This is a genomic window from Hymenobacter cavernae, from assembly GCF_014641455.1.
Lineage (GTDB): Bacteria > Bacteroidota > Bacteroidia > Cytophagales > Hymenobacteraceae > Hymenobacter > Hymenobacter cavernae.
The window spans coordinates 112,759-125,328 of record NZ_BMHT01000001.1 but is presented as its reverse complement, the minus strand read 5'-3'; the positions used below and the strand labels follow the sequence as shown (position 1 = coordinate 125,328).

Annotated in this window: 8 protein-coding genes; 3 read left to right on the top strand and 5 right to left on the bottom strand. The window is 57.3% G+C overall.

The window, feature by feature from the left end:
• Positions 1–6 precede the first annotated feature (6 nt).
• Positions 7–687, bottom strand: a complete 681-nt coding sequence (locus IEX74_RS00535) for a metal-dependent hydrolase (RefSeq protein WP_188809937.1) — start codon at positions 685–687, stop codon at positions 7–9.
• A 198-nt stretch (positions 688–885) separates the two neighbouring features.
• On the opposite strand from IEX74_RS00535, the gene IEX74_RS00530 reads away from it, so the two are divergent.
• A complete protein-coding gene (locus IEX74_RS00530) occupies positions 886–2,505 on the top strand; it encodes an ABC transporter substrate-binding protein (protein WP_229755059.1) in 1,620 nt (539 codons plus the stop codon).
• Between the two features lie 170 nt (positions 2,506–2,675).
• On the opposite strand, the gene yidC is transcribed toward IEX74_RS00530, so the two are convergent.
• Positions 2,676–4,517, bottom strand: coding sequence for a membrane protein insertase YidC (gene yidC, locus IEX74_RS00525; RefSeq protein WP_188809933.1), 1,842 nt, complete (start codon positions 4,515–4,517; stop codon positions 2,676–2,678).
• Positions 4,518–4,897: 380 nt separating this feature from the next.
• Positions 4,898–6,547: a CTP synthase gene (gene pyrG, locus IEX74_RS00520; protein WP_188809931.1), complete on the bottom strand. Its 1,650-nt coding sequence runs from the start codon at positions 6,545–6,547 to the stop codon at positions 4,898–4,900.
• Between the two features lie 259 nt (positions 6,548–6,806).
• Here pyrG and IEX74_RS00515 point away from each other — a divergent pair, with 259 nt between their 5' ends.
• Positions 6,807–8,165, top strand: a complete 1,359-nt coding sequence (locus IEX74_RS00515) for a D-alanyl-D-alanine carboxypeptidase/D-alanyl-D-alanine-endopeptidase (RefSeq protein ID WP_188809929.1) — start codon at positions 6,807–6,809, stop codon at positions 8,163–8,165.
• Between the two features lie 512 nt (positions 8,166–8,677).
• Here the strand turns inward: IEX74_RS00515 and serA are convergent.
• Positions 8,678–10,573 (bottom strand): phosphoglycerate dehydrogenase, encoded by a 1,896-nt coding sequence (gene serA / locus IEX74_RS00510; protein ID WP_188809927.1) that lies wholly within the window; start codon positions 10,571–10,573, stop codon positions 8,678–8,680.
• A 108-nt stretch (positions 10,574–10,681) separates the two neighbouring features.
• Between serA and IEX74_RS00505 the strand changes: the two genes are divergently transcribed.
• The gene (locus tag IEX74_RS00505; protein WP_188809925.1) at positions 10,682–11,647 is read left to right on the top strand and encodes a hypothetical protein; all 966 of its coding nucleotides are present in this window, start codon (positions 10,682–10,684) and stop codon (positions 11,645–11,647) included.
• Here IEX74_RS00505 and IEX74_RS00500 read toward each other — a convergent pair.
• Complete coding sequence (locus IEX74_RS00500) at positions 11,618–12,535, bottom strand: alpha/beta hydrolase family protein (RefSeq protein ID WP_188809923.1); 918 nt, start codon at positions 12,533–12,535, stop codon at positions 11,618–11,620. The genes IEX74_RS00505 and IEX74_RS00500 overlap by 30 nt on opposite strands.
• Between the last annotated feature and the right edge of the window lie 35 nt (positions 12,536–12,570).

Below are 12,570 nucleotides of genomic sequence, written 5' to 3'. Positions count from 1 at the left end.
GCTTTTTTACAAAGTAATCGTCTCACCGATTTGCAACAGCACCAGTTCTTTGCCGGCTTGCTGAGCTTGCTGCTTGGCTGCTTCCTGGTCGATCTTGATCACCGGGAAAGTATCGTAGTGCATGCCAATGATTTTGGAAGCACCTACCCAATCAGCGGCTATCAGCGCATCACCGATGCCCATGGTGTAGTTGTCGCCGATAGGCAGCAGGGCGAAGTCGAGCTTGTGCTGCTCAGCGATGAGCTTCATGTCGTAGGTCAGTGCCGTGTCGCCGGCGAAGTAGAAGGTTTTGCCCTCTGCCTCAACGACAAAGCCAGCGGCCAAGCCGCCATAAGAACCATCGGGCAGCGAGCTGGAGTGCGCGGCGGCTACCATCTTCACGGTACCAAAGGGCAGCTTTACCTTGCCGCCAATGTTCATGGGATAAGCCGCTTTCAGGCCTTTGTTGCCAAACCAACCGGCAATTTCGGCAATAGCAACAACCTCGGCACCGGTGCGCTTCCCAATAGCTTCCGCATCAGCGACATGGTCGCCGTGGCCGTGGCTGAGCAGCAGGTAGTCGGCTTCGATGGTGGTTACGTCGATAGCTGAAGCAAGCGGGTTGGGGCTGATAAAAGGATCGAAGAGCACTTTGCTGCCCTCAATTTCGAAGAGGAAAGAGGAGTGGCCGTAGTAGGTTACGTTCATGATGGAGCTAATAGCTGCTGACTGTAGTTGTTAGCTTACGAAAAAGCTAAAAAAAGGAGCTAGCTGGTCAGTAGGAAAGAAAAGACTTGTTCTGAAAGCTAACTGCTAACAGCTTAGTTTAGCACAAATATACACTGTTTCGTCTTTCCCATGTTCTTGTTTCCGCGTCGTTTTGCTGGGTTCTCGTCTGCGTTGCTCATGGCGTTAGCCAGCTGCGGCAGCCCAGGCGAGCCGGTCAATGATCGACGTGTTTTTCGCTACAATCAGCCCGAGGCGCTGACTTCGCTGGACCCCGCTTTTGCCAACAAACAGGCGAATATCTGGGCTGTGACGCAGCTCTATAATGGCTTGGTAGAGCTTGATGATCAGCTAAAGCCAGGGCCAGCGCTGGCACGTCGCTACGACATTTCTCCGGATGGCAGGACGTACACGTTTGTGCTGCGGGCCAACGTGTTTTTTCACGATTCGGAGGTGTTTCCGGGGGGCAAAAGTCGGCGCGTAACGGCGCAGGATTTTGTTTATAGCTTCAAGCGTCTGCTCGACCCTGCCACGGCTAGCCCTGGTGGCTGGGTTTTCCGGGGCAAAGTGCTGGAAAACGCCAAAGGGGAAATCAGCGACACGGCCTTTGTGGCGCCGAATGATAGCACCGTGCGCATCTACCTCAAGGAACCGTTCATTCCCTTCCTGGGCATCCTGACGATGCCCTACGCCTATGTGGTGCCGCACGAGGCAGTGCAGCGCTACGGCAAAGATTTTCGGGAGCATCCGGTGGGTACGGGGCCGTTTCAGTTTAAGCTCTGGGATGAAGGCAACGCTATCATCTACCACCGCAACCCAAACTATTGGCGCCGCGACGCGGAAGGCAAGCCGCTGCCATACCTGGAAGCGGTGCAGATCAGCTTCATTCAGGACCGCAAGACGGAGTTTCTGACGTTTCAGCAGGGCAAGCTGGACTTTCTGTCGGGCATTCGGGAGGGCTCCCGCGACCTGATTCTGTACCCTGATGGTACGGTGCGCGAAGATTTTAAAGGCAAGTTTCGCTTCGAAAAGGTGCCTTACCTCAATACCGAATACCTAGGTTTTCAGTTGGATCCGGGGAACCTGCGTGGTGATGGCGCTAACCCGGCATTGGGCGATAAGCGCGTGCGGCAGGCACTGAGCTATGCGCTCAACAAGCCGGAGCTGCTGGCTTATTTTCTGAACAACGTCGGTGTGCCGGGTATTTCGGGCTTTGTGCCGTCGTCGCTGCCTTCCTATAGCGCCAAGCTGGTGCCGGGCTACACGTATCAGCCGGAGAAAGCCCGGCAGCTTTTGCGCGCGGCCGGGTACAGGCCTGGCAAGCCGTTGCGCCTGCGCCTGAGTACGGTGGCGGAGCGCAAGGAAGTGTGTGAGTATTTGCAGAAAAAGTGGGCCGAAGTGGGTGTGCAGGTGACCATTGACGTGAACCAGGCGGCGGCGCACCAGGAGCTGGTTGATAACGGCCGGGCCGCTTTCTTCACGAAGTCATGGCTGGGCGACTACCCCGATGCCGAGAACTACCTGGCTTTATTCTACAGTCCTAACTTCTCGCCCGCCGGCCCAAACAAAACGCACTTCAAAAGTGCTGCCTACGACCGACTTTACGAGCAAGCCAAGCTGGAGCAAGACCCACAGAAGCGCTACGCCCTTTACCAGCAAATGGACCGCATCGTGGTGGAAGAAGCCCCGGTCATTCCGTTGTATTACGACCAGGTTGTGCGCCTGACTCAGAACAACGTGCACGGCCTCACGCCTAATCCCATGAACCAACTGGTGCTGGAGCGGGTGCGCAAGGAGTAAAACATAGGGTGTCAGAACTGTCATTCCGAGCAGCGCGGGGAATCTGAGTTACGAACCTAGGTGGCTAATCCAGATTCCTCGCGCTGCTCGGAATGACAGACGCGCCTAAGTAAACAAAAAGCCCTTCCGCACGTAGCAGAAGGGCTTTTCTACTCCGAAAAACCTAGGTCTTACTTGCTGCCTTTCGGCTTCGGCTGACCTTGCTTTTTTGCTTCGGCTTCGCGCTCTTGGGCGGCCTTCATGGCTTCGGCGAGGCGGGCCTGGAAGCCGCTGGGTTTCTTGTCCTTGTTCTTGATCTTGTTGGCTTCGAGTTGAGCGCGCAACTTGGTGTCATCCACAAAGCGACGGGTGATAAACTGCTGGGCGAAGGTGATGACGTTGGAGACGAAGTAGTACCAGGTCAGGCCCGAAGCGTAGCTGTTCAGCACAAACAGGAAGATGAGCGGCATCAGGTAGCTGTAGAACTTCATCGGGCCCTGCATGGCCGTGTTCAGCTGGTTGCTCTGCCACGTCATGAGCAGGGTAGAGGCCGTCATCAGGAGCGTGAACATGCTCACATGGTCGCCGTACCATTTAATGGCGAAGGGCAGTTTGATGAACACGTCGTAGCTGCTCAGGTCTTTTGCCCACAGGAACGGCTCTTGGCGCAGCTCAATCGAGTTGGGGAAGAAGCTGAACATGGCAAATAGGATGGGCAATGTCAGCAGCGTCGGGACGCAGCCGCTGAGCGGGCTTACACCCATTGAGGAGTAGAGCTTCATGGTTTCGCTCTGCACCTTGGCTTGGTCGTCGCCGTACTTCTCCTTGATCTGGTCCAGCTCCGGCTTCAGCACCTTCATGCGGGCCTGCGAAACGTAGGTTTTGTAGGTCAAGGGCCACGTTACCAGCTTAATAAGCACCACCAGTAAGGCGATGATAATGCCGTAGGAACTAATGAACTGCTCCAGGAAGTGGAACACCGGAATAACCACAAAGCGGTTGATCCAGCGGAACAAGCCCCAACCTAGGTACACGTTGCGGTCAAACTCAGGCGCTACGTCTTTCAAGATGTTGAACGAGTTCGGGCCGAAGTAGAACCGAAAGCTAGCTTTTCCCTGCTGCACATCGGTCGCTGGAATGGTGAGCGTGCTGGTCAGCGTCTTGATGAAGGTCGGGTCTTCGTTGGTGATGGTAGAGTTGAACTGACCGTTGCTAAACTGGTGCTCGGCAATGATGCCAGCCACGAAGAAGTCGTGCTTGTGGGCGGCCCACTTCAGCGGCTCGGTCACTTTCACTTCCTCCGGTTTTTCGGATGCTTCCGCAATTTCGCCCCGGTCACCGCTGGCCAGGTAGTGGTTGATGGTGCTGTGATTGCGGTTCTGGGTGCGGTCCTGCTCGGTCTGGCGCACGCGGTCCAGGAACGTGAAGGTCAGCGGCTCCTGTGCCAGCACGTTGTTCAAGCCCGTAAAGCGCAGATTGTAGCCGAGCTGGAAAGAGTTGTCTAACAACGTATAAACTTGCTCGATGCGGCCACCCGCCACCTCAGCGGCAAACGTGAGGCGTTGGCCTTTCTGCTCGCCTTCCGCTATGGGCTGAGCACCGCCCGCGGGCTGAAAATAAAGGTCCGAAAGCTTGACGGTGCGGCCATCCGTGGTGCGGAAGCGCGTATCCAGCTGGGCGCTCTGGCTGTCAATCAGGTCGAAGGGCTGGCCGAAGAACGTTTTGTAATCGTTCAGCCGAACGGCTTCGATGCGGCCGCCTTTGGTCGAAAACGTGACCGTGAGCTTGTCGTTTTTGAGCTGCACCTGCTGGGCCGTGCCCTGCGCAGCCGTGGCAAACGTACCTAGGGTGCGGGCCGCCGTGGCAGAGTCGAGGGGCGCGGCAACGGCTGGCGTGGCACTCGGAGCAGCAGCGGCGGTAGTGGTGGGTTTGGCGGCCGGTTTATCCTTCGGGGCCTTCGGGGCAAAGAAAAACAAATAGGCGAGCAGCAGGGCCGAAATTAAAAACAGGCCGGTTGCTTGGTTCTTGTCCATTGACGGGAACTGACGGGGAGGAAAATGACGAAGCCCTAACGGCTTCTAAAAGAGGAAACAAGAAAAAGGCCGCCTCAAAAAGTGGGCGAACCAATCACAAAGGTAGCGTGTGGCAGAGGGAAATGTTGAATGTTGAGTTTTGAATGTTGAATGGCGGACAATTTGGCAGCTGTTTTTCTTTTCGGAACCTAGGTGCTTCCCGATTGTAAAAACGTCATTCCGATCAGCGGACAGAATCTCGCGTGCCGTAGTAGCTCCAATCAGTAGGATTACCATAGCACATGAGACTCCGCCCGCTGGTCGGAATGACGTTCCCGGAATGCTTCATCGAGTTAAAAGTTGAACGTCATTCAACACTCAACCTTCAACACCCAACATTTCTAAATCTCGTTCTTATGGTGCTGAATAGCAGCGCGTACGAAACGCACAAACAGCGGGTGCGGGTTCTGGACGGTACTTTTCAGCTCGGGGTGAAACTGCCCGGCCACAAACCACGGATGGTCCCGCAGCTCAATAACTTCCACGAGGTTCGTGTCGGGGTTCACGCCGGAGGCTAGCAGGCCAGCTTCCTCAAACTGAGCCAGGTAGTCATTGTTGAACTCGTAGCGGTGGCGGTGCCGCTCGCTGATCTGGTTACGGCCGTATGCCTTAGCGGCTTTCGAGCCTTTGCGCAGCTCGCAGGTGTAAGCGCCCAGGCGCATGGTGCCGCCTTTCTGGGTGATGGCCTTCTGCTCCTCCATCATGCTGATGACGGGGTTTGGCGTCTGGCCATCCATCTCAGTTGAGTTGGCGCCTTCCAGCTTCAGCACGTTGCGCGCAAACTCCACCACGGCGCACTGCATACCCAGGCAGATACCGAAGAAGGGTATGTTGTTCTCCCGCACGTACTTGATAGCGGCCACTTTCCCTTCAAAACCTCGTTCGCCAAAGCCCGGTGCTACCAGTACGCCATCTACGCCGTGCAGCAGCTGAGCCACGTTATCCACGTTGATGTGCTCAGATTGAATGCTGCGCACCGTCACCTTGCACTCGTTGTGGGCACCGGCGTGAATGAACGACTCGGTGATGGACTTGTAGGCGTCCGGCAGCTCCACGTACTTGCCAACCAGCGCAATAGTCACTTCCTCAGTCGGGTTTTTCAAGCGACCCAGGAAATCTTTCCAGGCTTCCAGATCGGGCACGGCAGTGCCGCCGGTGAGCTTCATCTTCTTGATAACCCGGTCGTCGAGCTGCTCTTTCAGCATGAGCAGCGGCACCGAGTAAATGCTGTCAGCATCCAGCGACTCGATAACGGAGTTGATCTTGACGTTGCAGAACAGCGCAATTTTCTTGCGCATCTCCATCGGAATCGGGTGCTCGGAGCGGCACACCAGAATGTCGGGTTGCAGGCCCGCTTCGCGCAAGTCGCGCACCGAGTGCTGCGTGGGCTTGGTTTTCAGCTCGCCGGCTGCGGCCAGGTAGGGCAGCAGCGTGAGGTGAATAACGAGCGAATCGTTGGGCGGCAACTCCCAGCGCAGCTGGCGCACGGCCTCCACAAACGGCAGGCTCTCAATATCGCCGATGCAGCCCCCGATTTCGGTAATCACCACATCAAACTCGCCGGCTTGCCCCAGCAGCAGCATGCGCCGCTTGATTTCGTCGGTGATGTGCGGCACCACTTGCACCGTCTTACCTAGGTAAGCGCCCTCGCGCTCTTTGCGGATTACGTGGTTGTAGATGCGGCCCGTTGTAACGTTGTTAGCCTGCGAAGTCGGCGTGTTCAGAAAACGCTCATAGTGACCTAGGTCGAGGTCGGTTTCGGCGCCGTCGTCGGTCACGAAGCATTCCCCGTGCTCGTACGGGTTCAGCGTGCCAGGGTCGATGTTGATGTAGGGGTCAAACTTCTGAATAGTGACCCGAAAGCCGCGCGCTTGCAGCAGCTTGGCGAGGGAAGCGGAAACAATTCCTTTTCCGAGGGAGGAAGTCACCCCGCCGGTGACGAAAATATACTTGGCCGTTGCAGCCGCGGAAGTTGGAGTTCGGTCTGGCATAACGGGAAACAAAGGTACGAAAAGAAGTCGGCGCGGGCGTGTTGGATTTCGTCTATTTCCGGTTAAGAACCGGCGCCATGACCTAGGTTCAGGAGTGTAGTAGTGTCATTCCGAGCAGCGCGAGGAATCTGAGTGAAGACCTAGGTTGATCAATTCAGATTCCTCGCGCTGCTCGGAATGACAAACCCGATTTGCTTGCACAAAACTTTCCGCTGCCGCAATTTCCATTCTACCCTGCAACCGCTGCATCTTGCAGCCTATGCTGCTTACGCTTTTCCGCCGTCTGCCTTTGCTGGCGCTGCTTCTAGTAACCACATTCGTCTTTGCTGCTAGCGGCGGCGATGATGAAGCCGAAACTTCTCTGAATCGGGGCCACGGTCCGCGCTGGCTCAACAAGCTCATCACCGATTCGCCGATGCTGCGCCAACATCAGGTGGGCGTGTGCATCACCGATGTGGTCACGGGCGAGAAGCTGTACGAGCTAAACGCCGACCGTTATTTTACGCCGGCCAGCACGATGAAGCTGTTTAGCTTATACGCTGGCCTGCACCTGCTGGGTGATTCGCTACCTAGCCTGCGCTATGTGGTGCGCCACGACTCGCTGCTTTTCTGGGGCACCGGCGACCCCACACTTTTGCACGGTGATGTGCCGAGCCGCCGTGCCTTCGACTTCCTACAAAAGCGGCCCGAGAAGCTCTTCTACCTAGGTATTCCGTGCGTTGATGCCTTTGGGCCGGGTTGGGGCTGGGATGATTTCAACTACTACTTCTCGCCGGAGCGCGGGCCATTTCCGATCTACGGGCACACGGTTCGGTTCTACGGCCGGTCGGGGCAGCGACCTAGGGTAAGGCCGCGCTTTTTCAATCCGGTGGTGCAAGCTGCCCCCACGGGCGCGACAAGTGCCGACCATGTGCGGCGGGCGTTGCTGGAAAATCAGTTTACGTACTTCCCGGCGGCCAAAAACTGGGTGGATGAAACACCTTTCCGGACCAGTCCGGAGCTGTTGCGGCAGCTGTTGCAAGATACTTTGCGCCGCCCCGTGGGTTTGCTGCCGTGGCGCCAACCTAGGTTGCAAGATTCGGTGCGTACCCTCGCCGGCTTGCCCGTCGACTCGCTTTACCGGCGCATGTTGCAAGTGAGCGACAACTTCCTGGCCGAGCAGCTCCTGCTCATGTGCTCCAGCAAGCTAGGTACAGATTCGCTCGACACGAGTCGCGTCATCCGGCTCGTGCGCCGGCAATACCTCACTGATCTGCCCGACGTGCCGCGCTGGGTGGATGGCTCCGGTCTTTCGCGGTTCAACCTCGTAACGCCCCGCACGCTGGTGGCCTTGCTGCTGAAGCTACATCAGGAAGTTCCCGAGCCGCGGCTGCTGAGTCTGCTGGCGGCAGGTGGTGGCCACGGCACCCTGCGCCGCGTGTACCACGATAAAAGCGGGACGTGGTTCTGGGGTAAAACGGGCACCCTCACCAACAATCACAACCTGTGCGGCTATCTGCGCACGCGCAAAGGTCGTTTGCTGGCCGTGAGCTTCATGAACAACAACCACATAGCCGAGACCAGCGAGATTCGCAAGGAAATGGAGCGCGTGCTAGGGCAGGTGCGGGAGCGGATGTGAGGGTGTTCTCAATACAGACCATTATCAATCTATTAGCCGTCTGCCTCAGCGCATAAAAAAGTAAAAGCTAGGTTGTGTTGAGGTCAGAGCGCCAACGCAACCTAGCCTTTCTCGGGCTGATAGGGTTTAGTTCTTAATACAACTCCCAAACTTAGTTGTGATTGACTAGAGCACACGCAGCCTCACTGATGCCGCTTCTTATGGTGCTTGCGAATACGCCGTCGCTCTTGGGCTTCTCTTCTAACGGCCTTCTTGCGTTGAACCATTTGATCTATTCGGGAGATTAGTAAGAGCAGTACTGTTGCACCAACGCACATTCCGCCTAGCCAAAAAAGCATGTTGGGTGTACCATTCTGTGGCTTTACACTGGTAGAGCTTGGATAATGAAAGGTCTTGACTCCCTTAAGTGTGAGCACCAATCCAAGTAGCAAGAGAAATACGCCGAACCAGAAGAGGAAAAGGCACCCATGTGCCGACTTCAGGCTGAGCCTGCTTTTCTCTTCTGACATGGCTTAATACAGCACCCGAAACTTAATCGTGTGCTCCACGTGGCGCAGCTCGTTGATTAGCTCCGGCTCGTATTGCTTGTCGATGTCGGTAATCACGTAGCCGATGTGCTCGTTGGTTTTCAGGTACTGACCCAGGATGTTGACGTGGCGGTTGGCCAACACGTTGTTGATGCGGGCCAGCACACCAGGCACGTTGGCGTGGATGTGAATGAGGCGGTGCGCCTGCTGATCGGGGAGCTGAATGTTGGGGAAGTTGACGCTCTGCTGGGTGTTGCCCGAGTTGATGTACTGCATGATGCGCTCTGGCACGAACTCGGCGATGTTGCGCTGGGCCTCGGCGGTGCTGCCGCCAATGTGCGGCGTGAGCAGCACGTTGGGCAGGCCGCGCAGTTCATTCTCGAACGGCTCCGAGTTGGTTTTCGGCTCGTAGGGGAACACATCGACGGCCGCGCCACCTAGGTGCCCGGAACGCAGCGCGGCAGCTAGCGCCGACACGTCTACGACGTGGCCGCGGCTGTTGTTGAGGAAGATCGTGCCCGGCTTCATTAATGCAAATTCCTCAGCGCCAATGAGGTTGGTGTTGCTGGTGCGACCATCAACGTGCAGCGTCACGATATCGACCTGTTGCAGCAGCTCGTGCAGGGCGCGCACTTTGTGGGCGTTGCCGAGCTGGAGCTTCTCCGCAATATCGTAGTAGAATACCTGCATCCCGAGCGCTTCGGCCACCACCGACAGCTGCGTGCCGATGTTGCCGTAGCCAATGATACCTAGCTTTTTACCCCGCACTTCGAAGGCGCCCTTGGCCGATTTATCCCAGATGCCCTGGTGCATCTTTTCGCTCTTTTCGGGCAGGCGGCGGGCCAGTGCAATAATCTCCGACAACGCCAGCTCCACCACCGAGCGAGTGTTCGAGAAGGGTGCGTTGAACACGGCTACGCCCTTTTTCATGCAGCCCACCAAATCAATCTGGTTGGTGCCGATGCAGAAGGCACCCACGGCAATCAGACGGTTGGCGGCGTCGAGCACGCGCTGCGTCACTTGCGTTTTGGAGCGAATACCTAGGATGCTCACGCCTTCAATGCGCGCTACCAGCTCATCTTCGTCGAGGCCACCTTGCACAATGTCAACCTGATAGCCTTCCTCGCGGAAAAGCTGTTCGGCGGTGGGCTCGATGTTTTCGAGCAGCAAAACACGGATGCGGTTTTTTGGATAAGAAAGCGTCATCGGGAGTTTATTCTGGTACAGAAATTCGTCGAAAGAGGGCACCACTTCGTCGGCGCGGGCCACTACGGCGTCGCGCGTCACATTTTCGGTGAAGGCGTAGAAACGATTGGCTAAGCCGGCTTCGCGGATTTGATAATCGGTGTAGCCGTCGCCGAGCACGTACACGTCGCCGGGCAGGTTGAGCTGGCGCAGTTGCTCGATTTTGCCGCCGTCGCGGCTGAGCACATTGCTTGGGTCGAAGCCCGTGATGTTGCCGGCCTCGTCGTAGGTGAAGGTATTGGCTAGCACGTAATTAGCCTCAATGCCAAAGTCGGCTACTACTGGCTCGATGAACTCGCGGAAGCCGCTGCTCACGATGTACACGCGCCCCGGAAACTGCCGAAAAAAGTCGCGGTTGCGCACGATGCTATCCGAAACTTTCGTCTTTAGCTGCGCCACCAGCAACGGTAGATGCTCACGCCGGGCGCTCAGCAGACCTAGCCTGCGGCGCAGTGATTCGGAGAAGGAAATGCTGCCATTCATACCCGAATCGGTGAGGGCGCGGATGTCGCCTACTACTTTCTCGCGGTCGGGGTGGCCTTGCAGGGCAATGTCGGCTAGCTCGTCGAGTCCTTCGACTTGGGTGAAGGTGCTGTCGAAATCAATAATGAGGTAGGGAAGGTCGGGTTTGGCCATAGCGGCCGCAATATCGGGCGGAAAGCTTTGGCATTCGTGAAAGAAGCTAGTCTTTCTGGAAAGTTAGTTCAGCTTATCTTCACCGGCGAAGTTTACCTTCGGCCCTTGATGAAGCTGCTCCGTGTTTCTGCCAGTTGGCTAATAGGCCTAGGTCTGCTGAGTAGCTGCGCGCTACGCTCGCAGTCTGATGGGAAGCTGCAACTAGAAGCTGGCTACTGCGACCCGCCGCAACTCTACTCGTACGATTCTGCGTTGGCGCCGCTGCCCGCTATTCAGCCGCTGCTCGATAGTGCCATCACCGCCCGGTATTCGCGACGCAATTTATTGATAGCCAACGCCGCCGGAGTGCTGCCAACCCTCAAAGTGCTCGTGCAGCTGGAGCGGGCCGCCCGGCAGCAACCCACCGAAGCCAACAAGCTTGCCACCGCTGCCCAGCGCCAGAAAGTGCTGGCTCACTTGCAGCTCATGACGGCCGCCATTGCCAGCACCGCCGCCGAACTGGACTGCGAAGGCGAGCGGGCCGACCAAGTGGCGGGTTACCTGGCCGAGCAGGAGAGCCAGCGCGCGCAACGCCTGACGGTACTGTCGATCGGCGTGGGTGCGGCGGCGGGTGTCGGCACCACGGTTTTTGAGCGGAAGGCCCCGCAATACGCCTTTGGTATCGGGGGTGGGTTGCTCACGGCCGGGCTAGGTTTGCTGACTCTGACCTCGCACCGCAAGATTGCCTTTGCGCACCCGCGTAACTTACTCACGGATGTGTGGACGGAAAAGCACACGTCGGCGCTGTATCCGCCGAGCGTGTGGTATTGCTTGCAGCAAAAAGCCTTCAGCAACCGCGGCGAAACCTCCGTGGCGCACAATACGCGGCAGCGCTGGCAGCACTACGGTCAGCTCGCCCAGCCTGATTCGCCGGAAGGCCGGCGCCAACAAGCGTTGTTCTTCGGGGAAGGCGGCACGTATAGCATGGAGGAACTGCGCATCCGGGCCAATATGCTCAACGAGCTGCAAGCTGCCGTACGGCTTATCAACCAGGATTTGCAAGCCTTACTGCTCATGCTCACGCGGACTTCCTAGCAGCTCCTGTACGGCCTTTTCTATCGTGGGCCACACCGGAGAAGGTGGATAAACCAGATCAAAATGACCAGCGTTGGGAAGTAGGACTACGCGTGCATCATCGCCCTTCGCTTGCGCTAGCGTGGCGAAATCCTGTGCCTGGCTCACGGGTACTATCGGGTCCTGATTGCCCTGGATGAGCCGTTGCGGCACGCGCAAGGGCAACAGTTGCGAGGGCGCCGCCGTCGCGTACCGTTCGGGTACGTCGGTGGGCAGACCACCTAGCAGCTTGGCAACTGCTGCGTTGCAGCTGCCGGACGCCGTGCTATAGGCAGCTAGGTCGGGGATGCCAGCCAGAGAAACGATGCCCCTCAGCTTCAACGGATTCTTGGAGTACAGCGGGCTATTGCGCGGCAAGCGGCGGCGCGCAGCCAGCCACAAAGCCAGGTGCCCACCCGCCGAATGCCCCAGCACTACTACTTTCTTCGGGAGAATAGGGTAGGTTTTGGCGAGTTGGCGGACATAGTCGGTGCCCTGCGCGACGTCTAGAAACGTGCCGGGCCAACCGCCGCCCGCATTGCCCACTCGCCGAAACTCTAGATTCCAGGTAGCATAGCCCGCCTTGGTAAGTGCCGCACCAATATGCGCCATATACTGCGCGTTGTACTCCGAAAGCCAGCAGCCCCCATGAATAAGGACCACAACCGGAAACGGCCCCGCGCCAGCAGGTAGGCGCAACTCGCCAAATTGCAGTGAATCAGAACTGTAGGAAATGCACTGGCCGGGTGCCGGTGCGGGCAGCTGCGCAATATCCTTCCAGGTAACTAAGCCCGTGTTTTGGGCACAACCTAGGTTCGGAATAAAGCTTAGAAATAAACCCAGGAGCAGGGCAAGGCAAGTACGTTGCATAGGTAGAAGTAGATAAGAAAGCTGGCGCTGGCTTA